31 protein-coding genes, 1 pseudogene and 2 riboswitches are annotated in these 25998 nt (G+C 69.3%); of the genes and pseudogenes, 9 read left to right on the top strand and 23 right to left on the bottom strand.

Features of this window, described 5'->3' with window-relative positions; genetic code table 11:
- Positions 1 to 26 precede the first annotated feature (26 nt).
- Positions 27 to 818 (bottom strand): helix-turn-helix domain-containing protein, encoded by a 792-nt coding sequence (locus BM199_RS27085; protein ID WP_091677235.1) that lies wholly within the window; start codon positions 816 to 818, stop codon positions 27 to 29.
- 81 nt (positions 819 to 899) lie between these two features.
- Positions 900 to 1012: riboswitch (glycine riboswitch) on the bottom strand.
- 2 nt (positions 1013 to 1014) lie between these two features.
- Positions 1015 to 1115: riboswitch (glycine riboswitch) on the bottom strand.
- A 76-nt stretch (positions 1116 to 1191) separates the two neighbouring features.
- Positions 1192 to 1758, bottom strand: a complete 567-nt coding sequence (locus BM199_RS27080; protein WP_091677233.1) for a MerR family transcriptional regulator — start codon at positions 1756 to 1758, stop codon at positions 1192 to 1194.
- Between the two features lie 242 nt (positions 1759 to 2000).
- On the opposite strand from BM199_RS27080, the gene BM199_RS27075 reads away from it, so the two are divergent.
- On the top strand, positions 2001 to 2645 hold the full coding sequence (locus tag BM199_RS27075) for a TetR/AcrR family transcriptional regulator (RefSeq protein ID WP_091677231.1): 645 nt from the start codon (positions 2001 to 2003) through the stop codon (positions 2643 to 2645).
- Between the two features lie 49 nt (positions 2646 to 2694).
- On the opposite strand, the gene BM199_RS27070 is transcribed toward BM199_RS27075, so the two are convergent.
- The 6 genes from BM199_RS27070 to BM199_RS27045 all read right to left on the bottom strand — a co-directional run bounded on the left by BM199_RS27070 (position 2695) and on the right by BM199_RS27045 (position 6961).
- Positions 2695 to 3168: a bifunctional nuclease family protein gene (locus BM199_RS27070; protein WP_091677228.1), complete on the bottom strand. Its 474-nt coding sequence runs from the start codon at positions 3166 to 3168 to the stop codon at positions 2695 to 2697.
- 251 nt (positions 3169 to 3419) lie between these two features.
- A complete protein-coding gene (gene ftsR, locus BM199_RS27065) occupies positions 3420 to 4184 on the bottom strand; it encodes a transcriptional regulator FtsR (RefSeq protein WP_177242809.1) in 765 nt (254 codons plus the stop codon).
- Entirely contained in the window at positions 4181 to 4645 is a 465-nt protein-coding gene (gene garA / locus BM199_RS27060; RefSeq protein ID WP_091677226.1) for a glycogen accumulation regulator GarA, read from the bottom strand. Before garA ends, ftsR begins: the two co-directional genes overlap by 4 nt.
- A 181-nt stretch (positions 4646 to 4826) precedes the next feature.
- Positions 4827 to 5438: a cardiolipin synthase ClsA gene (gene clsA, locus BM199_RS27055; protein ID WP_091677366.1), complete on the bottom strand. Its 612-nt coding sequence runs from the start codon at positions 5436 to 5438 to the stop codon at positions 4827 to 4829.
- 149 nt (positions 5439 to 5587) lie between these two features.
- The gene (locus tag BM199_RS33485; protein ID WP_143101934.1) at positions 5588 to 5875 is read right to left on the bottom strand and encodes a hypothetical protein; all 288 of its coding nucleotides are present in this window, start codon (positions 5873 to 5875) and stop codon (positions 5588 to 5590) included.
- A gap of 243 nt (positions 5876 to 6118) precedes the next feature.
- Complete coding sequence (locus tag BM199_RS27045) at positions 6119 to 6961, bottom strand: crotonase/enoyl-CoA hydratase family protein (protein ID WP_091677224.1); 843 nt, start codon at positions 6959 to 6961, stop codon at positions 6119 to 6121.
- Between the two features lie 205 nt (positions 6962 to 7166).
- On the opposite strand from BM199_RS27045, the gene BM199_RS27040 reads away from it, so the two are divergent.
- Positions 7167 to 8057: an alpha/beta fold hydrolase gene (locus BM199_RS27040; protein ID WP_091677361.1), complete on the top strand. Its 891-nt coding sequence runs from the start codon at positions 7167 to 7169 to the stop codon at positions 8055 to 8057.
- On the opposite strand, the gene cobA is transcribed toward BM199_RS27040, so the two are convergent.
- The 6 genes and pseudogenes from cobA to rpmB form a co-directional block, all read right to left on the bottom strand.
- Positions 8029 to 9297 (bottom strand): uroporphyrinogen-III C-methyltransferase, encoded by a 1269-nt coding sequence (cobA, locus tag BM199_RS27035; protein WP_091677221.1) that lies wholly within the window; start codon positions 9295 to 9297, stop codon positions 8029 to 8031. The two genes, BM199_RS27040 and cobA, sit on opposite strands and share 29 nt — an antisense overlap.
- A 38-nt stretch (positions 9298 to 9335) precedes the next feature.
- A pseudogene (locus tag BM199_RS27030) lies at positions 9336 to 9768 on the bottom strand (ankyrin repeat domain-containing protein).
- A gap of 19 nt (positions 9769 to 9787) precedes the next feature.
- Positions 9788 to 10030 carry a 30S ribosomal protein S18 gene (gene rpsR / locus BM199_RS27025; RefSeq protein WP_091677218.1) on the bottom strand — a complete coding sequence of 81 codons (243 nt, stop codon included), beginning with the start codon at positions 10028 to 10030 and terminating at the stop codon, positions 9788 to 9790.
- Between the two features lie 11 nt (positions 10031 to 10041).
- Positions 10042 to 10347 (bottom strand): 30S ribosomal protein S14, encoded by a 306-nt coding sequence (gene rpsN, locus BM199_RS27020; protein WP_091677215.1) that lies wholly within the window; start codon positions 10345 to 10347, stop codon positions 10042 to 10044.
- A complete protein-coding gene (rpmG, locus tag BM199_RS27015) occupies positions 10347 to 10514 on the bottom strand; it encodes a 50S ribosomal protein L33 (protein WP_091677214.1) in 168 nt (55 codons plus the stop codon). Before rpmG ends, rpsN begins: the two co-directional genes overlap by 1 nt.
- Positions 10515 to 10751: a 50S ribosomal protein L28 gene (gene rpmB, locus BM199_RS27010; protein WP_091677212.1), complete on the bottom strand. Its 237-nt coding sequence runs from the start codon at positions 10749 to 10751 to the stop codon at positions 10515 to 10517.
- A 96-nt stretch (positions 10752 to 10847) separates the two neighbouring features.
- On the opposite strand from rpmB, the gene mrf reads away from it, so the two are divergent.
- From mrf to BM199_RS26990, 4 genes are read left to right on the top strand one after another with little or no spacing between them, the layout of a single operon-like run.
- The gene (gene mrf, locus BM199_RS27005; protein WP_091677209.1) at positions 10848 to 12101 is read left to right on the top strand and encodes a ribosome hibernation factor-recruiting GTPase MRF; all 1254 of its coding nucleotides are present in this window, start codon (positions 10848 to 10850) and stop codon (positions 12099 to 12101) included.
- Positions 12098 to 12364, top strand: coding sequence for a type B 50S ribosomal protein L31 (locus BM199_RS27000; RefSeq protein ID WP_091677206.1), 267 nt, complete (start codon positions 12098 to 12100; stop codon positions 12362 to 12364). Before mrf ends, BM199_RS27000 begins: the two co-directional genes overlap by 4 nt.
- Positions 12364 to 12528 carry a 50S ribosomal protein L32 gene (gene rpmF / locus BM199_RS26995; protein WP_091677203.1) on the top strand — a complete coding sequence of 55 codons (165 nt, stop codon included), beginning with the start codon at positions 12364 to 12366 and terminating at the stop codon, positions 12526 to 12528. The genes BM199_RS27000 and rpmF overlap by 1 nt, the downstream gene beginning before the upstream one ends.
- Positions 12525 to 13706, top strand: a complete 1182-nt coding sequence (locus tag BM199_RS26990; protein ID WP_091677200.1) for a GTP-binding protein — start codon at positions 12525 to 12527, stop codon at positions 13704 to 13706. Before rpmF ends, BM199_RS26990 begins: the two co-directional genes overlap by 4 nt.
- On the opposite strand, the gene BM199_RS26985 is transcribed toward BM199_RS26990, so the two are convergent.
- Entirely contained in the window at positions 13691 to 13993 is a 303-nt protein-coding gene (locus BM199_RS26985; protein WP_091677197.1) for a hypothetical protein, read from the bottom strand. The genes BM199_RS26990 and BM199_RS26985 overlap by 16 nt on opposite strands.
- Positions 13994 to 14293: 300 nt before the next feature.
- Between BM199_RS26985 and BM199_RS26980 the strand changes: the two genes are divergently transcribed.
- Positions 14294 to 15688, top strand: a complete 1395-nt coding sequence (locus BM199_RS26980; protein ID WP_091677195.1) for a DUF222 domain-containing protein — start codon at positions 14294 to 14296, stop codon at positions 15686 to 15688.
- Here BM199_RS26980 and BM199_RS26975 read toward each other — a convergent pair.
- The 5 genes from BM199_RS26975 to BM199_RS26955 form a co-directional block, all read right to left on the bottom strand.
- Entirely contained in the window at positions 15645 to 16208 is a 564-nt protein-coding gene (locus BM199_RS26975) for a dihydrofolate reductase family protein (protein ID WP_091677193.1), read from the bottom strand. The genes BM199_RS26980 and BM199_RS26975 overlap by 44 nt on opposite strands.
- Positions 16209 to 16247: 39 nt before the next feature.
- The gene (locus BM199_RS26970) at positions 16248 to 17696 is read right to left on the bottom strand and encodes a pyridoxal phosphate-dependent decarboxylase family protein (RefSeq protein ID WP_091677190.1); all 1449 of its coding nucleotides are present in this window, start codon (positions 17694 to 17696) and stop codon (positions 16248 to 16250) included.
- Complete coding sequence (locus BM199_RS26965) at positions 17693 to 19030, bottom strand: MFS transporter (RefSeq protein ID WP_091677188.1); 1338 nt, start codon at positions 19028 to 19030, stop codon at positions 17693 to 17695. The genes BM199_RS26970 and BM199_RS26965 overlap by 4 nt, the downstream gene beginning before the upstream one ends.
- A 116-nt stretch (positions 19031 to 19146) precedes the next feature.
- Positions 19147 to 20181 carry an LLM class F420-dependent oxidoreductase gene (locus tag BM199_RS26960; RefSeq protein ID WP_091677185.1) on the bottom strand — a complete coding sequence of 345 codons (1035 nt, stop codon included), beginning with the start codon at positions 20179 to 20181 and terminating at the stop codon, positions 19147 to 19149.
- 60 nt (positions 20182 to 20241) lie between these two features.
- Positions 20242 to 21204, bottom strand: a complete 963-nt coding sequence (locus BM199_RS26955) for an oxygenase MpaB family protein (RefSeq protein WP_091677358.1) — start codon at positions 21202 to 21204, stop codon at positions 20242 to 20244.
- A gap of 107 nt (positions 21205 to 21311) precedes the next feature.
- On the opposite strand from BM199_RS26955, the gene BM199_RS26950 reads away from it, so the two are divergent.
- Positions 21312 to 21929 (top strand): TetR/AcrR family transcriptional regulator, encoded by a 618-nt coding sequence (locus BM199_RS26950; RefSeq protein WP_091677356.1) that lies wholly within the window; start codon positions 21312 to 21314, stop codon positions 21927 to 21929.
- Here the strand turns inward: BM199_RS26950 and dmpG are convergent.
- On the bottom strand, positions 21895 to 22989 hold the full coding sequence (gene dmpG, locus BM199_RS26945; RefSeq protein ID WP_091677183.1) for a 4-hydroxy-2-oxovalerate aldolase: 1095 nt from the start codon (positions 22987 to 22989) through the stop codon (positions 21895 to 21897). The genes BM199_RS26950 and dmpG overlap by 35 nt on opposite strands.
- Positions 22986 to 23906, bottom strand: coding sequence for an acetaldehyde dehydrogenase (acetylating) (locus tag BM199_RS26940; RefSeq protein ID WP_091677180.1), 921 nt, complete (start codon positions 23904 to 23906; stop codon positions 22986 to 22988). Before BM199_RS26940 ends, dmpG begins: the two co-directional genes overlap by 4 nt.
- A 74-nt stretch (positions 23907 to 23980) precedes the next feature.
- Between BM199_RS26940 and BM199_RS26935 the strand changes: the two genes are divergently transcribed.
- Positions 23981 to 24730: an IclR family transcriptional regulator gene (locus BM199_RS26935; RefSeq protein WP_091677177.1), complete on the top strand. Its 750-nt coding sequence runs from the start codon at positions 23981 to 23983 to the stop codon at positions 24728 to 24730.
- Positions 24731 to 24767: 37 nt separating this feature from the next.
- On the opposite strand, the gene xylA is transcribed toward BM199_RS26935, so the two are convergent.
- Positions 24768 to 25952, bottom strand: coding sequence for a xylose isomerase (xylA, locus tag BM199_RS26930; protein ID WP_091677353.1), 1185 nt, complete (start codon positions 25950 to 25952; stop codon positions 24768 to 24770).
- Positions 25953 to 25998 lie beyond the last annotated feature (46 nt).

The following is a 25998-nucleotide window of genomic DNA, read 5'->3' as shown; positions in this document are numbered from 1 at the left end:
CGGAGGCCGTCAGCTGGTCCAGCCCGTCAGGTGCTCGTGAGCGCCGCGGCCGTCGTGTCGTCGGCCGGGTAGAACGACTCGATCGACAGCTCCGCGAGCGTGACGTCGAGCGGCGTGCCGAACGTGGCGACCGTGCTGAAGAAGGTGAGCTCGCCGTCGTGGTGCCGCAGGCGCAGCGGAACCACGATGTCCCCCGGCCCCGGAACGTCGACCTCCGGGACTTCGTCCGCGCACGGGTACTCGCGCAGCTCCGCGAGCAGCTCGGACAGTGCGCCGTCCGCCGTGGCCCGCACCTCACGGCGCAGCCTGCCAAGCAGGTTCGCCCGCCACTCGCCAAGGTTGGCGATCCGCGGGGCCATCCCCTCGGGATGCAGCGTGGCGCGCAGGACGTTCACCGGTGGGGTCAGCAGGTCCTCGGCAATGCCTTCGGTGAGGATCCCGATACTCGCATTGCCGTCGACCATGTTCCAGACACGGTCGATCACCACGGCAGGGTAGGGCTCATGGGCACGCAGCAATCGCCGGACCGCCTGCCGCGCGGCGGCAAGACTCGGCTCGGTGAGTGAGGATTCCGCGTAGACGGGCGCATACCCCGCGGCGAGGAGCAGCTGGTTTCGTTCCCGCAGCGGGACATCGAGGTGCTCGCCGAGACGCAGCACCATATCCCTGCTGGGCTTCGCTCTCCCGGTCTCCACGAAACTGAGATGACGGGTGGAGATGTCCGCCGCGATCGCGAGGTCGAGCTGGCTGGTCCGGCGCCGGTCACGCCACTCCCGCAGCAGTTCCCCCACCGAGCGAGATGAGATGGTCGTCGTCACCGCTGCGACGCTACCGGCGGAGGGCTGGTCGAAACCATTACCTCGCGGGTAATGGCTCCTCCGGCGTGGTAACGGCCTCCCCCTCTGTCCGTGCCCGTTCGTCCGGGCGCCTGAGAGGTTCGCCCTGCTTTCAGCTGGGCTTGCACCTTCGGCGGGGTCGTCGGAGGGTGACCCGACGACCCGCTTTCCAGAGGCGTCTCACCCCGCGGTCCCTGGTGCCTGAGAGTTTCCGGGGAGGAGTTGCTCCTTCGGCGCCAGGCCCACTGTTGGTGGCCTGGTCTCTCCCGCGCGGTTCGGCGACAACGCTGATCACCTTAGCGTCCCCACACCCGGGCGATCCGGGCGGTCGGCGGTAGTCCGGCGGCGCTCGACCTCAGCCCGTACGCCGGGCGCTGCGCCGCTGCGAGAGCTCGTCGGGAACCTGCTGCTCGATCTCGCCGCCGTCCGCGCGTTCCGCGGGGAACTCGTGGATCGTCCCGCTGATCTCCTGCATGGCACCGCTGACCGCGATACCGAAAACACCCTGACCACCTTGCAGCAGATCGACGATCTCCTCCGGCGAGGTGCACTCGTAGACTGTCGTGCCGTCGGAGAACAGCGTCACCCTCGCCAGGTCCCGCACTCCCCTGGCCCGGAGGTGCTCGACGGCGACCCGGATGTTCTGCAGTGAGACCCCGGTGTCGAGCAGTCGTTTGACGATCTTCAGGACCAGGATGTCCTTGAACGAGTAGAGACGTTGCGAACCGGAGCCGTGAGCCGTGCGGATGCTCGGCGCGACGAGCTTCGTCCTGGCCCAGTAGTCGAGCTGGCGATAGGTGATACCGGCGATCTGGCACGCGGCCGGACCCCGGTAGCCGACCAGCTCGTCCGGCAGCGACGCGTCGGGGAACAACTCACCCTGCTCGCCGTCGACGGCCTCGATCGGCCTTTCCTCGACCACGCATGCCTCCCCTCGCCCGGCCCCATGGCCGACGAACGACACCGCAGCTCCCAGGGACGGGAGCTCCGGACGACAATCGCGACCAGCAGCGCACCGGCAGGGGAACTACACTGACGCGATTTATCTCCTCCGACGGTAAGCGGGTCGGACGAAGCGGTCAACGCGACGCGCGGACACCCGAGGCTCTGTCGCACGCGCATCCGGATTGACGTGCTCTTACTTGGCCGGGTAAATTCTTACTCATGCAAGTAAACGAGGAGCGCTCCGAACAGTTCGGCGCGGGGATGGGCGTCCCCACGAGCGAGAACAGCCGCCGCGCCCAGATCATCGCCGCGACGATCGCGACAGTGGCCGACATCGGTTACGCGAAGACGTCGTTCGCTCGCATCGTCGAGCGGGCCGAACTGAGCAGCACGAGACTGATCTCCTACCACTTCGCCGGAAAGGCCGATCTCCTGCAGGCGACGCTGCTCGACATCATCGACACGATGGACACCTACCTGGGATCACGCACGCCCTCGGATGCCGACCGTCCAGAGCTGCTGCGCGCCTACATCGAGTCCGAGGTCGCTTTCCTGCACGCGTATCCCGAACGGACTCGGGCACTCATCGAGATCGGGACCAACGCCCGAAAGAACCTCGACACGCCGGTCGTGAGCATGGTCTGGCACGACCTGCGGGTCGGGCGGCTCGAACGACAACTGCAACAGGGCCAGCGCGAAGGAGCGTTCGGCAGCTTCGACGTCGCCGTGATGGCGATGACGATCAGGCAGGCGCTGGACGGCGTGTCAGCGCGGTTCGCCGAGGACCCCGAACTGGACGTGGAAGCCTACGGCCGGGAACTCGCCGAACTCTTCGACCGCGCCACCCGCCCAGCACAGGACTAGCCCCGGCTCCCAAGACTTCCGCGGCGCCACTACCAGCGCACAGTCACCATCATGTGTCGGCGCCGCGGAAGTCTTCCGGCGACACAGAATCGAGGAACTCGCGGAACTTCTCGACCTCGTCCTCCTGCTCGTCCGGGATGATCAGGCCCGCTTCCTCGAGGACGCCGTCCTCGGCGTGGATCGGTACTCCCGCACGCAGCGCCAGCGCGATCGAGTCGCTCGGCCGTGCGGACACGCGGATGTCACCGTCGAACACGAGCTCCGCGAAGAACGTGCCCTCGCGCAAATCGGTGATCACGACCTGCTCCAGCTCACGTCCCAACGCTCCGATGACCTCTTTCAGAAGGTCGTGGGTCAGCGGCCTTGCCGGCCGGACCCCCTGCTGCTCCAACGCGATCGCCGTGGCTTCGACCGAGCCGATCCAGATCGGCAGGTATCGCTCGCCCTCAGTCTCGCGCAGCAACAGGATTGGCTGATTGGCGGGCAACTCGACCCGCACACCGACGACGCGCATCTCGTTCATCGGGCTTCGCCTCCCTCTTCTGCGCGCGGGCTGCAGCGCTGGTACGAGGATCCCGCATCGACATAATCGACGGTACCCGTCCCGTGAGCGCTGTGCTCGCTGGTGTCGTGTGCTCGCTGTCGTGGTGGCTGTGTCGACTGCTCCGGGTCCATCCTAGGCAAACCCTGCACCAACCGTACGGCATTCCACGCCGAATCTTGGGTCACAGCATTGTGGCGAAATAGACGTGGCCGACCGGCGGCTCCCCGTGCTCAGCGCCCGGTCACACTGCGGATGCCCGCCTTGACCAGCAGGGTGTGCAGGGTTACCGACAACGCCGCGAGCTCCCGCACCAGCTCATCCGCCCGCTCCTTCGCGCCAGCGTCGCGATGACGGAACACGGGCGCGACAATCTGCTCCAGCAGACCGACCTCCCGGTCGGCGGACGCCCGGAACGCGCGGAGATGTCTCGGCTCGATCCCGAAGTCGGTCATCGCCTTGACCGTCTTCGCGACCAGGACCGCATCGCCGTCGAAGAAGCCGGCCGGACCAGGCCGGACCAGGCCGTACTGCTGCAGCTCGTTCAGCATCGAAGCGTCGACCCCGGCTTCGGCGAGCAACTCTTCCTGGGTCAGCCGGGTCTCCCGACCCGCGACGAAGTCGTCCGCGCACGGCACCGGGGTTCCCCCGCCATCGGCGTGATCGTCTCCAGGCGCGCCGAGCGAAACCAGCTTCCGGGGCAGCCGGGGCACCGGTGTCCCTGGCTCGATTCCACGGTCCGCGGCGTCGAGCTGCTCCTTGATCACTTTCAGCGGCAGGTAGTGGTCCCGCTGAGCGGAAAGCACGAACCGCAGCCGCTCGACGTCCGCGGCGGCGAACTGCCGGTAGCCGGACGGCGTACGGCCAGGCTGAACCAGCCCCTCGGATTCGAGGAACCGGATCTTCGAGATGGTGACATCCGGAAAATCGCCGCGCAGCTGCGCCAGCACGGCCCCGATGCTCAACCCATCGCGCTGTGGCCGCCCGGCCGCCGTCACTGCGCCCCCTGGCCCCCGTGTCCGGGCCCGGTCAGGAAGACGAGGCGGAACTTGCCGATCTGCACCTCGTCACCACCCGCGAGAACCGCCTGATCGACCGGTTCGCGATTGACATAGGTGCCGTTCAGGCTGCCGACGTCGATCACCACGAACTCGCCACCCTCACGGCGGAACTCCGCGTGCCTGCGCGAGACCGTCACATCGTCGAGGAAGATGTCGCTGTCCGGGTGCCTGCCCGCACTGGTGGTGTCCCTGTCGAGCAGGAAGCGCGAGCCCGCGTTCGGACCCCGCTTGACAACCAGCAACGCCGATCCGGCCGGCAGCGCGTCGACTCCGGCAACTGATGGCTCGGGGGCCTGCGTCTCCTGGCCTTCGGCCTCGGCGAGGAAGTCGGCCCGGAAGACGGAGGTCCGCTCCGGAGACTGCTCCGGGGGAACGCCGGGCCCGTCGTTCGTGCTCACCTGAGCTCCTTACGCACTGGAAGGTTCGGTACTGGAGAACGTGTGGTTGCCAACGTACCGTGCCTGATCGGTTCCGGGCGCCGGGGCTCCCCCAACCGCCATGTCACGATTCCGTGCGCGGACGGGTTACGCAGGGCGGTCAGCCGCCGGTGAGCGCGCGGCAGGCCTCGGCGCAGCGTGATCATGGCGCCGCCCGCGCGGCGCCGGAGACCGCGCGCACCGTCTGGATCACGTACAGCACGCCAGACCAGAAGTAGAGGACTCCGCCCCACAGCGAGAAGGCGTAGGCCACCGGGCGCGCCACCTCGGCCAGGGTCGATCCGCCCTGCGTCAGCAGCAGAAGCGGGAAGGCGTACATCAGGTTGAACGTCGCCGCCTTGCCGACATAAGTGACCTCCGGCGGCCCGAAACCGCGCCACCGCAGGGCGAGCAGGCAGACACCGACACAGAGTTCCCTGGCCAGCAGCGCCACCACCATCCACCACGGCACGATGTCGCGGAAGAGGAACGCGACCAGCGTCGCGGCGATGTAGAGGCGATCGGCAGCGGGGTCGAGCAACTGGCCCAGCCTGCTCATCTGGTCCAGCCAGCGGGCGAGCTTCCCGTCGAGCCAGTCGGTGAAGCCGGCGAACATCAGGATCGCCAGCGCCCAGCCGTCCTCCTCGGGGCCCAGCAGCAGCCAGAGGAACACCGGCACCAGTGCCAGGCGAAGGATCGAGAGCAGGTTGGGCACCGTGAGCGCCTGACGAGCCAGCGACGGCTCGGCACTCGGCTGGACGCTCGAGTCCGAGATCGAATCGCCAGAGCTCTGACGCCCGGGCCGGTCCTGCCCGGTTCCCGCCCGCCCGTCTTCGGGGCGGTCCGCCCCGTCCGTCTGCGAAGTCTCCGGCTCACTCACGGACTCACCGTAGCCGCAGCGGCCACCACGCCCACCGCAACGTGTCAGTTCCCGCGGCGGTAGCTCCAGCCACGTCGCTCCAGCTGCGCGCCGGTCAGCGACTGCGGTCTGCCGTGCCCGTCAGTACCCATCCAGCGCGGACGGCCGGAGCCGCCCTCGAGCACGTACGGCCGACCCTCGCTCCACACCACGGTGCACGGCGTGGTCGGGGGCCCGCCCGCCGCGCCGGGCGCCGGGGATGCCGGTGCACTGTCAGTGTCCGTCGCGGAACCCGTGCCGTCGGCAAATGCGGGTTCGTACGCAGCGTCCGCGCTGTCAGTTTCGGTACTCATCGCTCTCAGTGTTGACTCCAGAGGAATCGCGTCCACGCGGCAAACCCGCGCCAACCCCAGACTGCCGCGACGGACGCTCGTCTAAACATTCGGTTTCGGAGCCGGAATTGTTAACCTCCAACGGCAACATTCACCCGGTCGCCCACCGAAACACGAACGAACCACCAAAGTTGTCCAATGTGGACAAATTGGGCACACCGAGAGTAGACATCACTCCGGGTGATCAATCTGGCCAGGCGGACGTTACTCCCCCGAGAATTCCGGGCCCCTGCGCTCCATGAACGCCTGCACTGCCTCGCCAAGGTCCTTGCTGGGCAGGAAAGCGGCGTTCCAAGTGGACACGTACCGCAGACCGGCCTCGACCCGGGCACGGTGGTTCTCCGACAGCACGTCCTTCACACCGCGCACCACCAACGGCGGGTTCCGCGCGATCTCCGCCGCCATCTCACGCGCCGCGGTCAGCAAGGACTCCTGGTCCGGGTAGACGTCGTTGACCAGGCCGATTCGCTCGGCGCGCTGCGCGTCGATGTCCTTGCCGGTCAGTGCCAGCTCCCGCAGGTGTCCCTCGCCGACGATCGCCCCGAGGCGCTGCAGGCTGCCGAGGTCGGCGACGATCGCGACCCGCACCTCGCGCACACTGAACTTGGCGTCGGAACTGGCCAGTCGGATGTCAGCGGCACTGATCACGTCGATCCCGCCACCGATGCACCAGCCGGAGACGGCCGCGATGACCGGCGTGGTGATCTCGGCCAGCGAGCTGACCGAATCCTGCAGCGACCGGATCTCCTTGAGAAAGGCCGTTCTCGGCCCGGCCAGCGCGTCCCCGCCGAGGTATTCCGACCAGGACGGCAGCATCGCGGGCAGGTCGAGCCCGTAGGAGAAGTGCTTTCCACTGCCGGTCAGCACGATCGCCCTGACCTCCGGGTCGGCGTCGAGGGCGTGGAACACCAGCGGAAGCTCCCGCCAGAAGTCCGGACCCATCGCGTTGCCCTTCGCCGGGCCGAGCAGGGTCACCTCGGCGACGTGACCGGAACGTTGCACCTTCAGCGCGACGAGATTGTCGGGAACGTCGGCGGTATGAGTCATGCGCGTCATCATGGACCATCTCGTTGGCAACCTGCCAGCCGGTGAGGATTATGCGCAACTGTTGCGCGAGCGAGACGTGATCTGCCCCCGGATCGAGCCGGGACCGTGGGTACCTCTTGCGACACTGTGCAGGGCTCGCCACCGCGACAGCGCCGGCGGACCCGCCCCGCACGCGACCGCTCGAAGACGGAAGGACCTCGCGACCATGGTTTCGTCCGCCGCTGCGACCGCACACACCGAACCCTCTCCGCCCACCGCCCAGGAGCCACCGGGACGTCGCTCCCAGCCGATCGAACTCGCCGGATCGTTCATCCACGACGGCCACCGCCTCGCCTACACCGAGTACGGCTCCGGCGAACATGCCGTGGTGCTGACCCACGGCATCATGTTCACCCGGAGGATGCACGCCCCGCTGGCTCGCGCACTGGCCCGCTCCGGGTACCGCGTCGTGACCCTCGATCTGCTCGGCCACGGGGATTCCGACCGGCCCAGAGAGTCCTGGCGCTACTCGATGCCGGCGTTCGCGGAGCAGACGATCGGCCTGCTCGACCACCTCGGGATCGAGCAGGCCGTGGTCGGGGGAACCTCGCTCGGGGCGAATGTGGCGCTCGAGGTCGCGGTGCGCGCACCGGAGCGTGCCAAGGGGGTCGTCGTGGAGATGCCGGTGCTGGACAACGCCATCGTGGCCGGCCTGCTCACCTTCGCACCGCTGCTGTTCGCCGCGCGGTTCGTCCCGATCTCCGTGCGGGCGGTCGCGGCACTCGCGCACCGCGTGCCACACGGCAACCAGTGGGTGGACGTCGTCACCGACACCCTGGACCAGGAGCCCGCGTCGATGGCGGCCCTGATCCACGGGGTGTTGTTCGGCCGGATCGCCCCGCCGAAGTCGGTGCGCAGAACCATCGAGGTCCCCGCGCTCGTGGTGGGGCACCAGCGCGATCCCATCCACCCGTTCGGCGACGCCGACTCCCTCGCGGCCGATCTGCCCGACGCGGAGTTCGTGGAGGCGCGCAGCCCCGTGGAGCTACGGCTGGACCCGGGCAGGCTGACCGAATCCATCACCGCGTTCATCCGTCGTTGTTGCGCCCACCCGTGAGCGGGAGCGCCGATTCCGGGGCGATTCCGGCGACCGGCCCGATCACGGTGACGGCGGGCGGGCGGACACCCGCCTGCGCCGCGTCCCTTGCGACGGCGTCGAGAGACGACCGCAGCACCTTCTGGGTGCGCATCGTGCCGTCCTGAATGATCGCGACGGGGGTCGCACCCGGACGTCCGCCCGCGAGCAGGGCGTCGGCGAACTGGGCGATGCGCTCGACTCCCATCATCAGCACCAGGGTGCCGCGCAGCCTGCCGAGCGCTTCCCAGTCCACCAGTGACTGCTCGTGTCCCGGCGGCACGTGGCCGGACACGACCACCACCTCATGCGCCACGCCCCGGTGGGTCACCGGGACGTCGGCGACGGCGGGTACCGCGAAGGCACTGGTGATGCCCGGCACGATCCGCACCGGCACACCCGCCTCCGCGCAGGCCAGCACCTCCTCGAACCCCCTGCCGAACACATACGGGTCGCCGCCCTTGAGCCGGACGACGAACTTGCCCGCCCTCGCCCGGTCGATGAGGGTGCTGTTGATCACGTCCTGACTCGCCGCCCTGCCGTAGGGGATCTTGGCGGCGTCCACGATTTCGACGTGCGGCGCGAGTTCGTCGAGCAGGTCACGCGGTCCGAGGCGGTCGGCCACGACCACGTCGGCGCGGGCCAGCAGCCTGCGGCCACGGACCGTGATCAGCTCCGGATCGCCGGGACCACCGCCGACCAGCGCGACTCCGGCCGGCTCACCACCCTCGTCGAGGTCCTCGCCGGGGTCGGCCACGGTGCCCACACGCAGCGCGTCCAGCAGACCGTCGCGCACCGCGGCCGAGCGACGCGGGGTACCGCCGGAGAGCACGCCGACCAAGAGTCCGTCGTGCCCGCCGCTGGCCGGGGTGACCGCACTGCCCTCGATGCCGGCGTCCGCGCGGACACAGAACACCCGAGCCCGCTCGGCCTCCGCGCACACGGCCGCGTTCACCTCTGGATCGTCGGTGCAGGCGAGGGCGTACCAGGCTCCGTCGAGGTCGCCCTCGCGGTACGGACGCTCCACCCAGGTGATCTCCCCCGCGTCGGCCATGCCACTGACCGAGGGCGTCGTCTCCGGCGAGATGAGCTGCACCACGGCGCCCGCGCTGACCAGTCTGGGCAACCGCCGCTGGGCGACAGTGCCACCCCCGATCACTACGACCCTGCGCCCTGCGAGGTCGAGTCCGACGAGGTAGTGGGGGTCCGGTGCGGCAACCATGCCGCCAAGCATGCCGCCCGGCCTTTCCCGCCTTTCGATCAGGGTTGCAGCAGCGCGAGCATCTCGGCGTTGTCGAACATCCGAGCGGTCTCGATCGCCGTCGGCTGCCCGGCTGCCGGATCCGCACCCGCCTTGACCAGCGTCTTCACCACATCTGGCTCGTTCTTGAAGACCGCGCAGGCCAGCGGGCTCTGCCCCCGGTCGTTGAGCCGGTCGGGGTCGGATCCGCGCTCCAGCAACGCGGCTCTGTCCTCGGCCGGCTTCGCGTGCCCGTGATATGCGGCGAGCATCACCAGGGTGCCACCCTTCTCGTTGGTGAGGTTCGCCGATATCCCCGCTTCCCACGTAGGCGGCCAGGGTCGCGGCCTCACCCGCACGGGCGAAACCGAAAACCTTCGACCACAGCTGGAGCAGCTCGGGGTCGGGTTCCTGGTCCGGCGCGGTCTCCGTCGTGGCGCGATTTTCACACAACCGGCACGTGCCGCATGTCCTACCCGCGCCTGCCGTTCGGATAGGGCAGCAGCGCCATCTCGCGCGCGTTCTTGATCGCCACGGCCACCTGCTTCTGTTGCTGGGGCGTCAGGCCGGTGACTCGCCGTGCCCGGATCTTGCCCCGGTCCGAGATGAACTTGCGCAGCAGGTCGACGTCCTTCCAGTCGACCTCGGCGACCCGCTCTGCCTTCAGCAGGTTCCGCTTGCGCTTGCCGGGACGCTCCCTGGTGATCTTCGCCATGCCCTGCCCCCTCACCAGCTCGACTTGGTCACGCCGGGCAGTTCGCCGTTGTGCGCCATCTGCCGCAATCGGATCCGGGAGAGCCCGAAGTCCCGGAAGTAGCCGCGCGGGCGCCCGTCGGCCACATCCCTGTTCCGGATCCTGGTGGGGCTGGAGTCGCGTGGCAGTGCCTGCAGCGCGGACACCGCCGCGGCCTTCTCCTCGCCACTGGAGGCAGGCGAGGAGATGATCTTCTTCAACTCCGCCCTGCGTCCGGCGTGGCGGGCGACGACCACCCTGCGCTGCTCGTTCTTGGCGATCTTGGACTTCTTGGCCATCAGCGGTCCTCCTTGAACTCGACGTGCCTGCGGACCACCGGGTCGTACTTGCGCAGCACCATCCGGTCCGGGTCGTTGCGGCGGTTCTTCCTGGTCACGTAGGTGAAGCCGGTACCCGCGGTGGAGCGGAGCTTGATGATCGGACGGATGTCGTTACCGCGTGCCATCTAGAGCTTCACCCCCCGTGCGCGGAGGCCCGCGACGACGGCGTCGATCCCCCGCCTGTCGATGGTCTTCATCCCTTTCACCGACACACGCAACCGGACATGGCGGCCTTCGCTGGGCACCCAGTACCTGCGGGTCTGCAGGTTCGGCTCCCAGCGCCGCGACGTCCGCTTGTGCGAGTGCGAAACCTGCTTGCCGTACCCCGGTTTGCGACCGGTGACCTGGCACACGGCTGACACACGCCCTCCTAATTGGTATTGAATGTCATTTTCATCTACTGTACACAGCTGTCCGTACCAGCGATCGATGACCCGACCGGGTCCAGTGGAGCTCTCGTGTCAGAACGTCCCCGTGTGCCACTCCTGCTCATCAGCGGCCTCTCCCCCGGGCCGGGCTCGCAGCTCGCGGACACCCTCCGCGCTCACGAGCCGGGTACGGCGGTGGTGCACCACGACCTGCGCCACATCACCTCCGGCGTGGTCCGGCGGAGGTTGCAGCTCGGCGCCCGCGACCAGCTCAGCGCCCTCGAACTCGCGCACGGGTGCGTGTCCTGCACCCTGCGGGAGGATTTGCTCCCCCTGCTGCGCAGACTCAGCCGGATGCCCGAGGTCGAGCGGATCGTGGTCCGCCTCGACGAGGCGATGGAGCCCGAGCCCGTGAGCTGGGCGCTGCACAACGTGCTGGTCGGCGACCAGCCCGTGATCACCGACGTCGATCTCGAGGCCGTGGTCACCGTGGTCGACAGGAGCACCTGGTTCGCCGACGCCACGGGTGAGGACATCCTCGAGGAACGCGGTCTGCGCGCCAGTCCGGAGGACGAGCGGACCGTCGCCCAGGTCGCGCTGTCCCAGGTCGAGTTCGCCGACGTCCTGGTGCTCACGGGCGGGGCCGCCGACGCCTGGACCGAAGCGAAGACCGGCGCCGTGCTCGACCGCGTCGCCCCCGCAGCGGCCAGGGTCGAGCTGTCCGGCCTCGACTCCGCGGCGCTGCGGGCGTCGATCCCGGCCGCGGCCCGGCGTGGCGAGGTCACCGACATGCACGGCCCGCTGCTCACCGGCGAACCACCCTTGGTCCCGGACTGCGGTGTCGAGCTGCTCACCTTCACCGCGCGCCGCCCGTTCCACCCGGACCGGCTGCACGACGCCATCGACGTCCTGCTCGACGGGGTCGTGCGGACCAGGGGCAGGGCATGGGTCGCGAGTCAGCCCGATGTCGCCTTCTGGATCGAGTCGGCAGGCGGCGGGCTCGGTATCGGGCACGCCGGTCCCTGGCTGGATTCCCCGGAGGGGCCGGCGTGGGACGAGGTGTCGCCCGAGCGCAGGACGATGGCCTCCCTGCGCTGGCACCCCGACTTCGGCGACCGGGCACAGGAACTCGTCGTGCTCACCCATCAGGCGACGCCCGAGGAGATCGAGGCGGCCCTGCGCGGCGCTCTGCTCACCGACGCCGAACTCGCCGAGGGCCGCGCGGCCTGGCGGCACTATCCCGATCCGTTCGGTTCCTGGCACGAGGAACCCTGCGACGACACCGAGGTCTCCCCCGACCGACACGACGTGAGTGCCCAACCACGAAAGGACGACACACGATGAAACCCGGCATCCACCCCGACTACCACCCCGTGGTGTTCCAGGACTCCTCCACAGGAGATGCGTTCCTCACCCGGTCGACCATCACCTCCGAACGCACGATCGAATGGGAGGACGGCAACACCTACCCGCTCATCCAGGTCGACGTCAGCTCCGCGTCGCACCCCTTCTGGACCGGTACCCGCCGCGTGATGGACACCGCGGGCCAGGTCGAGAAGTTCCACCGCCGTTACGGGCAGCGCGCGGGCCGGGGAGGGAACAACTGATGGCCGTGCCCAAGCGCAGGATGTCGCGCGGCAACACCCGGTCGCGCCGGTCGCAGTGGAAGGCGTCCGCGCCCGATCTGGTGCCGATCACCGTTGACGGCGAACGCAAACTCGTGCCGAGGTCGCTGATCAAGCACTTCCATCGGTTCGAGCGGGACCGGTGACGCTGCCCGTCACGGTGCTGTCCGGCTTCCTCGGCGCCGGCAAGACCACCGTCCTCAACGAGGTGCTGGCCGGCCGGGAGGGTCTGCGTGTCGCGGTCATCGTGAACGACATGAGTGAGGTCAACATCGACGCGGCCCTGGTCCGCGACGGCAGCGAACTCTCGCGGACCGAGGAGCGGCTTGTCGAACTCACCAACGGCTGCATCTGCTGCACGTTGCGGGACGACCTGCTCGCCGAAGTCGCCCGGCTGTGCGACCAGGACCGGTTCGACTACCTGCTCATCGAGTCGAGTGGGATCTCCGAACCCATGCCGGTCGCGGCGACGTTCTCCTTCGCCGGGGACGACGGCGTGGTCCTCCTGCCGGACGCACGACTGGACACGATGGTCACGGTTGTGGACGCGGCGAACTTCGGCAGGGAACTCGCCGCGGGAGACGCGCTCACCGAGCGCGGCCTCGACCAGTACGACGGGGACGAGCGGACGGTCAGCGACCTGCTGATGGACCAGATCGAGTTCGCCGACGTGCTGCTGGTGAACAAGACCGACCTGATCGGCCCGGCCGAACTGGATCGGCTGACCGCGACACTGCGCAGGCTGAACCCGGCGGCGGAGGTCGTGCACAGCACGTTCGGGCGGGTCCCACAGGACCGTCTGCTCGGAACGGGCCGGTACGACGTCCTGCGGGCACAGGAGGCCGCGGGCTGGGTCGCCGAACTGAACGGCGACCACGTGCCGGAAACCGAGGAGTACGGCATTTCCAGCCTGGTCTTCCGCGACGGGCGTTACTTCCATCCGGGCAGGCTGTGGGAGTTCGTGTCGTCCCGGCTCGACTCAGGTGCGTTCGGCACTGTCCTGCGTTCGAAGGGGTTCTTCACCCTGGCGACGCGGCCGTCGGTGACCGGGTTGTGGTCACAGGCGGGTTCGGTTGCGAGGTTCGAGCCACAGGGCGCCGGCGGGACCACCCTCCAGGAGTTGGTCTTCATCGGGACGCGGCTCGACGCCCCCGCGTTGCGGGCGGAGCTCGATGGCTGCCTGCTCACCGAGGCCGAGTCCGGAATGGACTGGCGGGCAGCGGCCGACCCGTTCCCGGAGTGGGACGTCGTGCACGTCCATGATCACGACGAAGCGGTCGTGTCCGCTGTTGCGGCGGGAGGCGGGATTCAGTGCTCGTCGTAGTGGTCGCCGTGTGAGGCGTGGCGGTGCCCGTCGTGGACGTAGTCGACGTGGCTCCCGTGGGGCACCGCCACATGCCCACACCCCTCCCCGTGGGTGTGCTCGTGACTGTCGTGTGTGGTGTGCCCGGAGGGCTCGCACTCGTCGACGTGATCGTCGTGCACCCGGTGCAGGTGGCCGTCGTGCGCGTAGTCGACGTGGTCGCCGTGCGGGACCGCCACGTGTCCGCACCCCTCGCCGTGCGCGTGGTCGTGGTCGATGTGCTGCTGGTGCGCGGTCGTTGAGGTCATGGCCGGAAGCTAACACCGGGCCGGGCATCGGGCAGGGGTATTCACCCATGCGGGTTCGCGCATGGATGCGTTCGGGTTTGCGGGAGTCTGAGTGCCTCCTGCCAGCCCAGGCCTGGCCGACTCCGGAGACGAGTGGCGAACCGGCACGGTGCCCTAGCCGCGTTTGCCACCTTCGCCCTGGAACGTACTCATGCCGATGGACCGTCACTGTCAGTTGTCGGGTTCCTGACTGTTGTTCTCCTTCGGGTGGTTCGACACCCGCGCCACCATGCTAGAACATTTGTTCGATAGAATTGCCCTATGACGGCATTCGTCGAGGTCAGCAGCGTGGCGGGGGCTCTGTTCCTGCCCGCTGATCTCGTGCGTCCGGTGCCGTTGACCGAGCAGCAGTGGGCCGACCGGCGGTTGTTGACCTGTACCGCTGAGGACTTCGCCGTGTTGGATGCCGATGGTGCGGTGGAGGCGGTGGCCGCCGCGCGACGGTTGCGGGCGCGGGCGGACGCCGCCGAGGCGCGGGCGGTGGCCCGCCTGGCCGCCGTGCGGGGCCGGGATTCGTCGGTGGCGAAGGAAGTGGCGCTGGAGGCACGGATCTCCGAGACCGCCGCCGCGACCCGGATCGCCCGGGGCACCGATCTGGTGCACCGGATGCCACTGTTGTTGGCAGCGATGGACGCCGGGGACATCGAGGGCTTTCCGGCCGGGAAGATTGTCGAGGCGACCGCGATGCTCGACAACTCACAGGCCCGCCAGGTGGACGAGTTGCTCGCGGCGAAACTCGTGTCGGGGCGGCTACAGTTCACCGACCCGTATTCCTTGGTTCGCGCGACTCGGCGTTTGGTGGAGAACGTCGACCCCGACGGGCAGAGTACCCGGGCCCGCAAAGCCCGTGCGGGCCGCAAGGTGGTGCTGACGCCGCAGGACAACGGCATGGCGACCCTGTCGGCGGATCTCCCCGCCGAGGTGGCGGCCTCGGCATATGCCCGGGTCGACGCCATGGCGCGACGACTACGCAACGGCGGGGACCACAGGAGCCTGGAACAACTCCGCGCGGACGTGTATGCCGCGCTGCTGCTCGGCCAGGATCCCGGTGCCGGAGCACCCCGAGCAGCCGCGGTGGTGTTCCTGCACATGCCCATCGACACCGCCCTGACCATGTCCGACACCGGCTGCGAACTCGCCGGCTATGGTCCCCTCCCAGCGGCCATCGCGCGGGAGATCATGACCAACCCGAACAGCATGATCCGCAAGGTCCTCACCGACCCGGCATCGGGTGCGGTGCGCGACCTCGGACGCACCCGTCGAAGACCGTCGGCGTTCCTGCGCGACTTCGTCGCCGCCCGCGACCGCGAGTGCGCCACACCCGGCTGTCACCGCCCGGCGCAGCGGTGCGACTTCGACCACCTGCAGGAGTGGGGCGATCTCGGAATCACCTCCGACACCAACGGCGGCGCCAAATGCGAACGAGACCACTACCGCAAAGACCAACCCGGCTGGACACTCACACACCATCCCGGCAGCGGGACGTCAACCATCACCACCCCCACCGGACGCACCTACACCAAAACCATCCAGCCGATCACCGAACCAAAACCCGCACAGTCCACACCGGACATACCCCGACCACGACCACACGCCCCACACCCAACCCCGGCTAGCGCGCCACGCGGTAGCGGAGGTAGACGACTTTCGAGTTGAAGGTGCGGGTCTCGACGAGTTCGAGATCCACCCGGCGCTCGCGCTGAGGAAAGAACGGAACGCCACCGCCAACCAGCACCGGATGGACCTTGGCCCGGTACTCGTCGATCAGACCCAACGCGGCAGCCTCGGCGGCGAGAGTCGCACCGCCGATCGCGATGTCGCCCTCCCCCGGCTCGGCCCGCAATCGCTCGATCTCCTCAGCCAGACCGCCGGAGGCCAGCCGGGCATTGCCCTGCACCGCCGACAGCGTGGTGGAGAACACCACTTTGGGAAGCGGCTTCCAGATCGCGGCCCACTCGAGCGTTGAGAAGTCGAGCGACGGATTTTGGTCGACGGTCTCCCAGTACAACATCGTCTCGTACAGTCGTCGTCCCAACAGGTATACGCCGACCTCCCGAGTCTCGTCGGTGGTGAAGCGGAAGACCTCCTCGTCGGGCGCCGTCCAGTTGAATTCGCCGTCAGGGCCCACGATGTAGCCGTCAAGTGAGACGTTCATCGAATAGGTCACGCTGCGCATCAGATGTCCTCCTCGGTAGTACCAACCCCTGAACCGATGTCACTCCTCCGGCCGGTAGAGCAGGCCGAGGAACTCCAGCAGCAGCCGCTCGCGCAACCCGGGTGGTGCGACGCTCAGCAGCGCGTTGATCTCCGCCATCCGTTCCGGCAGTCCCCCGCCGGGGCCAAGTCCCGCACCGGCCAGCAGGCCCGCGAACTGCTCTCCGGTCAGCTGCTCCGGATCGAGTTCGGCCAGCAACGCGACCAGGCCGTCGTCGATGGTGACCGGCCCGGCGGAGCGGGCGGCGTCGACAGCGGCACGCAGGTCGTCGAGGAACCGCTGTTCATTGCCCCGGTTCGCCGCGGTGACCGTGAGGTGCAGGTTCACCGGGGATGACGCGTGTGCGAACTGCGGCTGCACGTACCAGCCGCGTACCCGCATCTCGTCGGCCACGGTGAACACGTCGAAGCCCGCGGCCTCCTCGGTCGTCACGGCCAGCAACGTGGCGTCCGGGTCGCCGAGGATCCGCAGTCCCGGCACCTGCTCGATACCGCTGCGCAGCGTCGCCGTCGCTTTCGCCGTGCGCTCGGCGAGACCGAGGTAGCCGTCGTCGCCGATGTGTCGCAGGACCGCCCACGCCGCGGCGAGCGGGCCGCCGGAACGGGTGGACTGCAACGTCGTGTTGAGCATCGTGTAGCCCGGCCAGTCCGCGCTGGCGAAGTACTGGGCGCGCCGCAGGTCCGCGTCGGCGTGCAGCAGCACGGAAACGCCCTTCGGACAGTACGCGTACTTGTGCAGATCCACCGAGATGCTCGTGACGCCCTCGACGCCGAAGCCGAAGTCGGGCACGTCGGCCCCGAGCCTGCGCAGGTACGGCAGCACCCAACCGCCGATACAGGCGTCCACATGCATCCGGACACCGCGCTGCGCCGCCGCGGCGGCGATCGGGGCGAGCGGATCCACGACGCCATGCGCGTAGGACGGCGCGCTCGCGACGACCAGGACGGTGTCGGGGCCCACGGCGGCGGCCATGGCCGCAGGGTCGGCACGGAAGGTGCGCGGGTCCACCGGCACCGTGACCGCTCGGACGCCGAAGTAGTGGGCGGCCTTGTGGAACGCTGCGTGCGCGGTCGCGGGCAGAACGAGGGAGGGCCGGTCGATGTCGGGTCTGGCGTTGCGGGCGGCGAGCACCGCGAGCAGGCAGGACTCCGTGCCGCCCGACGTCACCGAGCCGACCGTCGCGGCCGTGCCACCGAGCAACCCGGCCGCGGCGGACACCAGATCGTTCTCCATCGATGCCAGGCTCGGGAACGCCGTCGGGTCGAGCCCGTTCGCCGAGGATGCCAACGCGTGCGCGGCCGCGGCCAGCTCGTCGATCTCGGCGAGCCCGCTGTCGTAGACGTAGGCCAGCGTCCGCCCGCCATGGGTCGGCAGATCACCCGCGCGCCGCTCGCGCAGTTCGGCGAGCACGGCCGACGCGTCCTGGCCGTGTGGCGGAAGCGGGGTCATGACCGGCCCTCCAACACTCGACTTCGCTGCCTGCTTCCGTCCAGCACGCTGCGGCGCAACAGGGGGATCCCGAGCAGGATCAGCACCGCGGGGATCGCCGAGAAGCCCAGTACGATCGCGGCCACCGCGCTGTCCGGTTGGGCCACCGTGGTCGAGCCTTCCGTGGACACGTAGCCACCGAAGGTCAGCACCAGCCCGAACAGTCCCGGTCCGAGTGCGAGGCCGAGGGTTTCCGCCGCGGTCCAGACCCCGGCGGCGATACCGGCCCTGGTCTCCCCCGTTCGTTCCTCCTCCGCCGAGATCAGGTCCGGCAGGATCGCCAGCGGGAACACCTGGATCCCGGCGTATCCCACGCCTGCCAGTGCCACGAATGCGAACACGACCGGCACGGGCAGCACCCGTGCCCCGATCAGCCCCAGCAGGGCGACACCGAACGCCACGGACGCGACGCGGAACCCGAGCAGCTTCCCGCCCCGTTGCCCCAGCCGGTTCCACAGCGGCATCACCAGCAGGGCAGGGCCGACGAAACCGGCGAACAGCAGCGACTGCATCCCGCTGTCGTCGAGGACGTACCGCGCCACGTAGACGACGCCCGCGAGCAGCGTGCCGACCCCCAGCGCCTGGACGAAGTACACCGCGAGCAGCCACCGGAACGGCTTCCAGGCCCGCATGGTCGCGACCAGCTCCCGCAGGCGGGGGGTCGATCCGCGCAACTCGCCGACCGACGCCCCGCGCAGCCCGAAGAAGACCGCGATGGTGCCTGCGACCATCAGCCCGGCCACCGCGATGCCCATGACCCGGTAGCCGGGCACCCCGCCGACGGCGTCGGTGATCGCCGGAGCACCAGCACCGGAGACCAGGATCGCCAGCGCCAGTACCGCGATCCGCCAGCTCGTCAGCCGGGTGCGTTCGTTGTAGACGTCGGTAATCTCGGCCGGCAGCGCGTTGTAGGGGACCTGGAAGAACGCGAACGCGGTGGCACACAGGAAGAACACCACCACGACGTAGGCCGCGTCCGCGGACACGGATCCGAAGCCGGGATGGGCGAACAACGCCGCGAAGCAGAGTGCGACGCCGATTCCGCCGTACAGCAGGAAACGCCGCCTGCTGCCGTGTTTGAGGCGGGCCGCGTCGGAGATCCGGCCCGCGACCGGATTGAACAGCACGTCCCAGGCCTTCGGCAGCAGCACGATGGCCCCGGCCAGCGCGGCCGGAACGGCCATCGTGTCGGTCAGGTACGGCAACAGCAGCAGTCCCGGCACCGTGCCGAACGCACCGGTGACGAAGGAGCCGAACGAATAGCCGAGCCGGGTCCGGGTGGTCAACTCGGCCACGGGGTCCTCCTCATCAGTGCGAGATCACACGCATGATCGCGATGAGGGTATCCGTCCGTCGCGTGCCGTCTGACAGAGCAGCCGAAAACCGAGCCCACATGCACAAGTCCCGGTTCTCACGATGACGCAGACAGCACCTCGGCGACCGACTGCAGCGTCGCGGCGTCACCCCGGACGAGCAGCGTCGTCACCACCGTCTCCTCCCAGGCGGACAGTTCCTCCCTGATCTTCTCCGCCGGACCGATCAGCGAGGTGTCCTCGACCAGGCTGGTGGGAATCGCCGCGACGGCGTCCTCCTTGCGGCCCGCGAGGTAGTGCTCCTGCACGGTGTCCGCGACCTCCTCGTAGCCCATCCGCGCGAAGACGTCGTGGTGGAAGTTGACCCCCTTCGCACCCATCCCGCCGATGTACAGGGCGAGCGACGGCTTGATGAGCGCGGCGGCGTGCTCGACATCGTCGTGCACGATCACCGGGACCGAGGCCGCGACCTCGAAGTGTTCCGGCTGCGCCTGCTCCGGCCTGCGCGCGAAACCCTCGGCCAGCGCGGTCCGGTAGAACGCGTCGCTCTTCGGCGAGAAGAACAGCGGCAGCCAGCCGTCACAGATCTCGGCGGCGAGCGCGACGTTCTTCGGCCCCTCGGCGGCTAGGTGAATCGGGATATGCGAGCGCAGCGGGTGCACGGTCGACTTGAGCGGCTTGCCCAGGCCCGTCCCACCGGCCAGCGGCAGCGAGAAGAAGTCGCCCTCGTGCGTCACCGGCCGTTCCCGTGCGACGACCTTGCGCACGATGTCCACGTACTCGCGGGTGCGCGCCAGCGGGCGGGCGTAGGGCTGGCCGTACCAGCCCTCCACGACCTGCGGCCCGGAAGCGCCGAGGCCGAGCACGAACCGGCCGCCGCTGAGATGGTCCAGGGTCATCGCGGTCATCGCGGTGGCCGTGGGCGTACGGGCCGACATCTGCACGATGTTGGTCCCGAGCCGGATTCGCGAGGTGGACGCTCCCCACCAGGCCAGCGGGGTGAAGGCGTCCGAGCCGTACCCCTCCGCGGTCCACACGGAGTCGAACCCGAGCTCCTCCGCCCGCACGATCGCCTCCAGAGCTCCGGCAGGAGGTCCGGACGACCAGTAGCCGAGGTGGTAGCCGAGCTTCACGTTGACCTCCTGCGGTGACGGAGAAGACGAGTGGATCGAACGTAGCTGATCTTGCCCCGGTCAACGAGCCCTGTCAGCCGGGCCCGTGACGTCCACTGAGTCGACATCCGGCGCGTAATGGGTGGGGCTGCTCCTGCGCTCGCGCGGCGGAAGGTTCCGGGCGGGGGTCTCGACCAGCGGCGCGTCGGCGGGCACCTTTCCCGCTGCCCTGCGCCAGCCCGCCCTGGCCCGCGGGTGGTATCTGCGTTCTCGTGGGACGAGACTGAATCCGGCGTTGATCACCCTGCCCACCAGCCGGTGCAGCCACCGGTCCCGGTTCGTCCAGCGGTAACCGAGCAGATCACGCACCGGGGGGTCGTACATGCCCACGGTGAGCCAGACGAAGCCGCGCGCGACGGCGGGACGGACCAGCCGCCAGACGGCCCCCGGCAGCCAGGGCAGGTAGGCCGGTTTCGCCAGGTCGTCGATCTCCAGCACGTCCCTGGTCGCCTTGTTGTCCTCCAGCACCTCGGTGCACATCCGGTGCCAGTACCGCTGGAAGTCCTCCCACGTCTCGGGCACGGGCCGCATGCTCATGTCGTACATGCGGTACCACTGCACGTGCTCGTCGAACAGCTGCCGCCGCTGGGTTTCGGTGAGCCCGCCCATGAAGTTCTCCGCGATGAGCAGGGTGCTCACGAAAAAGGTGGCGTGGGCCCAGTAGTAGGTGTCCGGGTCGAGCGCGTGGTAGCGCCGCCCCTGTGCGTCCACGCCCTTGATCGTCTCGTGGTAGCCCCGGACCTGCAGTGCCGTCTCGTGCGCCCGCGGCCCGTCGTAGACAACGCCACCGATCGGGTACAGGGAACGGAAAAGCCGCTGCCATCGCTCCTCGAAGAACCGCGAGTGCTGCTCCACCCCCGCGCCGAGTCCGGGATGCATGTTCTGCATCGAGCCCGCCCAGAGCGCGATGAGCAGGCCCCGCCAGTCACCGAAGTACTTCCACGTGAGTGATTCCGGGCCGAGCGGCACCGGGCCGGTATTCATCATCGTTCTCCTCACCGTGTCGGGCAAAGTGACTACACCCGTTGTCAGGCTAAGGTTGACAACAGGCGTAGTCAACGAACCCACCGCGGTACTGGAGAATGGACGTGATGGCCGACACAGCAGGGCGCACGTGGGGCGGCACGACACTGACCGATCGCCGGAACGCTCGACGTGAGCAGTTGCTGGCCGCCGGCCTCGACCTCCTTGGCACCGGTGGCAGCGCGGCGGTGACCGTGCGCGCCGTATGCCGCACGGCGAAACTCACCGAGCGGTACTTCTACGAGAATTTCAGCGACCGCGAGGCCCTGGTGCTCGCGGTCTACGAGCAGGTCGGCGCGCAGGCCCACCAGGCGCTTGTCGACGCCGTCGCGGCGGCCCCTGTCTCCGCGAACGAGCGGGCCGAAGCGGCCGTGACCGCGTTCGTCGAGTTGATGCTGGACGATCCGCGCAAGGGCAGGGTCCTGCTGATCGCGCCGCTGACCGACCCCACGCTCAGCCGCAAGGGCGTGGAGCTGCTGCCCGCCTTCGCCGCGCTGATTCGGGAACAGCTGCCGACCGGCGCCGACGAACTGGACCGGGAGATGACGGCGATCGGCCTGGTCGGCGCGCTGACCAACCTGTTCGTGGCCCATCTGGAAGGCACCCTGACGGCACCGAGGGAACGCCTGGTCACGCATTGTGTCCACCTGCTCAGCCGCGCGAGCCTGACAGGGCGTCCGCGCTGACCCGAGCGTCTGCCGCCCCCGCCTCCTCGCGCTCACGCAGGATCTCCAGGGCGATGTCGATGATCATGTCTTCCTGGCCGCCCACATACCTCGCCGCCCCGACCCGGTAGAGGATCTCGTGGGCGGGCACCCCGTAGCGCTGCTCGGCCCGCTCGGCGTGCAGGAGGAAGCTGGAGTACACACCGGCGAACCCCTGGATGATCGAAGACCGGTCCATCACGGGCAGGCGGGTGATGAACGGCTTCACCACGTTCTCCGCGGCGGCCATCAGCACGTCCTTGTCCACTCCGGTGCCGACGCCCAGGCGCTCGAACGTCGCGGCGAGCACCTCGGTCGGCGAGTTGCCCGCTCCGGCACCGAGCGCGACCAGGGATCCGTCGATCTGCCGCGCTCCCGCGCGGTGAGCCAGCACCGAGTTCGCCACGCCGAAGCTCAGGTTCTGGTGCCCGTGGTAGCCCACCTCGGCCTGGTCGCCGAACTCGGCCACCAGCGCGGCGATCCGGTCCGCCGCCTCCTCGAGGATCAGGGCGCCTGCCGAGTCGACCACGTAGACGCACTGGCAGCCGGCGTCCACCATGATCCGTCCCTGCCGCGCCAGCGCCTCCGGCGTCGACATGTGCGAGAGCATCAGGAACCCGACCGTCTCGAGACCGAGTTCGCGGGCCGCCGCGAAGTGCTGCACCGACACGTCCGCCTCGGTGCAGTGTGTGGCGATCCGCACGGCGCCCGCCCCGAGATCGGCCGCGGCGCGCAGGTCCGTCACGGTGCCGAGGCCGGGCAGCAGCAGCACCGCGATGCGCGCGTCATGGGCCTCCTCGACCGCCGCCGCGATCAGCGTGCGCTCGTCGACCAGGGAGAATCCGTAGTTGAAGGTGGACCCACCGAGGCCGTCGCCGTGCGTCACCTCGATCAGCGAGACGCCCGCGGAGTCCAGTGCCCGGACCGTGTCCCGCACGTTCTGCTCGGTGAACCGGTGCGCCATCGCATGACTGCCGTCGCGCAGCGTGGTGTCCACCAGCCGCACCTCGCGGCCGCCGTCGTTCCAGTTCCGGTCGCTCACGCTGTCACCGCCTTCCGGTCCAGGATTCGTTCCGCCAGCAACTCCCCCACCCGGGCGGCGGCAGCCGTCATGATGTCCAGATTTCCCGCGAACGCGGGCAGGTAGTCGCCGTTGCCCGCCACCTCCAGGAACACCGCGACCCGGCCGCGGCCGTTCCAGTCGGGGCACGGGTCGTCGTACTGCGGCTCGGCCTTGAGCGTGTACCCCGGCACGTACCCCCGGACGTCGGCCACCATCCGCTCGATCGAGGCGGTGATCGCGTCCCGGTCGGCGTCCGGACCGATCGCACAGAACACCGTGTCCCGCATGATCATCGGCGGTTCCACCGGGTTGATGATGATGATCGCCTTACCGGCCGCCGCACCACCGACCGACTCGATGCCGTGCGCCGTGGTCTCGGTGAACTCGTCGATGTTCGCCCTGGTGCCAGGACCAGCGGAGCGCGACGACACCGAGGCGACGATCTCCGCGTAGGGCACCGGCGTCACCCGCGACACGGCGCGCACGATCGGGATCGTCGCCTGGCCGCCGCAGGTGATCAGGTTCAGGTTCGGCGCGCCCAGTTGGTCGGGCAGGTTCACCACGGGACAGGTGAAGGGACCGATCGCGGCCGGAGTCAGGTCCACGGCCTGGATCCCGGCCTCGGCGTAGCGCGGCGCGTTCGCCCTGTGCGCTCCGGCGGAGGTCGCCTCGAAGACCAGGTCCGGGCGGTCCTCCTGCTCCAGCAGCCAGTCCACCCCGGCCGCCGACGTACGCACGCCCAGGTCGGCGGCCCTGGCCAGCCCGTCGGAGGCCGGGTCGACCCCGACCATGTACCGCACATCCACCAGCTCGCTGCGGCGCAGCTTCACCAGCAGGTCCGTGCCGATGTTGCCCGGCCCCACGATCGCGGCCGTCACTCGTCTCCGCTCGGTCATGCGCGGGCTCCCTCCGTCACAGAACTGTGCCGACGATCCGCACACTTCCCCGCCGGATACGGCACAATCAACACATGTGTGCCGCTGAGCGGAACGACGACGTCTCCACCGCAGCCCGGATCAGTGCTCTGCTGACCGCGTTCCGCCCCGGGGACGACGCACTCGGGGTGTCCGAACTCGCCCGCCGTACGGCGCTGCCCAAGTCGAGCGTGCACCGGTTGACCGGGCACCTCGTGACCCACGGACTGCTGGAACGCGACGGCCGCTCGCTGCGGCTGGGACTGCGGCTGTTCGAGATCGGGCAGCTGGCCACCCGGCAGCGGGGCATCGTCGATGCCGCGCGCCCGTACCTGGCCGACCTCAGGGAGGCCACGCACAACACCGTGCACCTCGCGGTCCTGGAGGGCACCGAGGTCGTCTACCTCGACGTCCTGCGCGGGCCCGACGCGCCGCGCCTGCCGTCCAGGATCGGGGGCCGCTTTCCCGCGCACGCCACCGCGGTGGGCAAGGCGATTCTCGCCAACGGCCCGGAGGCGCGGGTGCAGGCGGTCATCGACGCCGGAATGCCCCGGCTCAGCCCGCGCACCGTCACCGCACCCGGCCTGCTCCGCCGTCAGCTCGACCGGATCCGCACCGAGGGCATCGCCTACGAGCGCGAGGAGTCAGGACCGGGTGTGGTGTGCGCGGCAAGCCCCCTGCTGGACGCGGGCGGCACGGCCGTCGCCGCCATCTCGATCTCCGGGTGGTCTAACCGGATGCGGACCGACCGCGTCGCACCCGCGGTCCGGACGGCCGCGCTCGCCCTGTCCAGAGGCCTGTGTTGAGCAACGCTCAGGCCGTGGCCGCCGAGCGCGCGGTCGCTCAGCGCGGGGCGTCGATCAGGTGGTCCAGCGCCAGCTGGGACAGTGCGGCGAACCCATAGCCCCGTGCGGCGGCCGCGTCGGCGTCGAAGTCCTCGAAGGCGGCCCGATCGGCCTTCAGATCCGCCGGCTTCTCCCCTGGCGACAGCGTCGGCACCGACAGCTCCGGGACCCCGGAGTAGGCCAGCGCCTCCTGCACCTTCGGGTCCGCCCGGAAGGTACGCGCCCGTTCGCGCAGCACCAGGTAGCTGCGCATGTTCGCCTCCGCACTGGCCCAGACACCGTCGATGTCCTCGGTGCGCAGCGGTTTGTAGTCGAAGTGGCGGGGGCCCTCGTAGCCTCCGTGCTCCAGCAGGTCCACCAGGAAGAACGCCGACAGCAGGTCGCCGTGCCCGAAGATCAGGTCCTGGTCGTAGCGCGGGCCGCGCTGGCCGTTGAGGTCGATGTGGAACAACTTGCGCTGCCACAGCGCCTGTCCGATGCCGTGGACGAAGTTCAGCCCGGCCATCTGCTCGTGCCCGACCTCGGGGTTCACCCCGACCATGTCGTGGTGCTCGAGGGTGGAGATGAACGCGAGCGCGTGGCCGATCGTCGGCAGGAATATGTCGCCGCGCGGCTCGTTCGGCTTGGGCTCCAGCGCCAGCCGCAGGTTGTAGCCCTGGTCGAGCACGTACTGGGCGAGCGTGTCGATGCCCTCGCGGTAGCGGTCGAGCGCGGCGCCGACGTCCTTCGCGGCATCGGTCTCCGACCCCTCACGGCCACCCCAGAGCACGTAGGTGGACGCTCCGAGCTCCGCGGCGAGGTCCATGTTGCGCATCACCTTGCGCAGGGCGAACCGGCGGATGCCGCGGTCGTTGTTCGTCAGGCCGCCGTCCTTGAACACCGGGTGGCCGAACAGGTTCGTCGTCGCCATCGGCACCACGAGCCCGGTCTCGTCCAGCGCGGCCCTGAAGCGCGCGATCTGCCGGTCCCGCTCGGTTTCGCCGGTCCCGAACGGAATCAGATCGTCGTCGTGGAAGGTGATCCCCCACGCGCCGAGGTCGGCGAGGCGGTGCACGGCCTCCACCGCGTCCAACGTCGGACGTGTCGCGTCCCCGAACGGATCGACAGCGCGCCAGCCCACCGTCCACAGACCGAAGCTGAACTTGTCCTCGCGCACTGGCCTGCGCGTCGACGGTTGTGCCACGGTGCCCTCCACTGTTCTTCACGAGCCCGGGCCCGCAAAGCCCGGC

It is taken from the genome of Amycolatopsis marina, assembly GCF_900111885.1.
In the GTDB taxonomy this organism is placed as follows: Bacteria; Actinomycetota; Actinomycetes; order Mycobacteriales; family Pseudonocardiaceae; genus Amycolatopsis; species Amycolatopsis marina.
This window is presented reverse-complemented; position numbering and strand designations above follow the sequence as displayed.

Coding starts and splice junctions, on each gene's coding strand:
- rpmF (WP_091677203.1), top strand. CDS start 12,364: ATGGCCGTGCCCAAGCGCAGGATGTCGCGCGGCAACACCCGGTCGCGC.
- BM199_RS27070 (WP_091677228.1), bottom strand. CDS start 3,168: ATGAACGAGATGCGCGTCGTCGGTGTGCGGGTCGAGTTGCCCGCCAAT.
- BM199_RS26940 (WP_091677180.1), bottom strand. CDS start 23,906: ATGACCGAGCGGAGACGAGTGACGGCCGCGATCGTGGGGCCGGGCAAC.
- BM199_RS26985 (WP_091677197.1), bottom strand. CDS start 13,993: ATGACCTCAACGACCGCGCACCAGCAGCACATCGACCACGACCACGCG.
- BM199_RS26950 (WP_091677356.1), top strand. CDS start 21,312: ATGGCCGACACAGCAGGGCGCACGTGGGGCGGCACGACACTGACCGAT.
- BM199_RS27040 (WP_091677361.1), top strand. CDS start 7,167: ATGGTTTCGTCCGCCGCTGCGACCGCACACACCGAACCCTCTCCGCCC.
- BM199_RS26980 (WP_091677195.1), top strand. CDS start 14,294: ATGACGGCATTCGTCGAGGTCAGCAGCGTGGCGGGGGCTCTGTTCCTG.
- BM199_RS26955 (WP_091677358.1), bottom strand. CDS start 21,204: ATGAATACCGGCCCGGTGCCGCTCGGCCCGGAATCACTCACGTGGAAG.
- BM199_RS27075 (WP_091677231.1), top strand. CDS start 2,001: ATGCAAGTAAACGAGGAGCGCTCCGAACAGTTCGGCGCGGGGATGGGC.
- BM199_RS27045 (WP_091677224.1), bottom strand. CDS start 6,961: ATGACTCATACCGCCGACGTTCCCGACAATCTCGTCGCGCTGAAGGTG.
- rpsR (WP_091677218.1), bottom strand. CDS start 10,030: ATGGCGAAGATCACCAGGGAGCGTCCCGGCAAGCGCAAGCGGAACCTG.
- BM199_RS26935 (WP_091677177.1), top strand. CDS start 23,981: ATGTGTGCCGCTGAGCGGAACGACGACGTCTCCACCGCAGCCCGGATC.
- BM199_RS26970 (WP_091677190.1), bottom strand. CDS start 17,696: ATGACCCCGCTTCCGCCACACGGCCAGGACGCGTCGGCCGTGCTCGCC.
- BM199_RS26975 (WP_091677193.1), bottom strand. CDS start 16,208: ATGCGCAGCGTGACCTATTCGATGAACGTCTCACTTGACGGCTACATC.
- rpsN (WP_091677215.1), bottom strand. CDS start 10,347: ATGGCCAAGAAGTCCAAGATCGCCAAGAACGAGCAGCGCAGGGTGGTC.
- cobA (WP_091677221.1), bottom strand. CDS start 9,297: ATGGTTGCCGCACCGGACCCCCACTACCTCGTCGGACTCGACCTCGCA.
- BM199_RS27000 (WP_091677206.1), top strand. CDS start 12,098: ATGAAACCCGGCATCCACCCCGACTACCACCCCGTGGTGTTCCAGGAC.
- BM199_RS33485 (WP_143101934.1), bottom strand. CDS start 5,875: ATGAGTACCGAAACTGACAGCGCGGACGCTGCGTACGAACCCGCATTT.
- rpmG (WP_091677214.1), bottom strand. CDS start 10,514: ATGGCACGCGGTAACGACATCCGTCCGATCATCAAGCTCCGCTCCACC.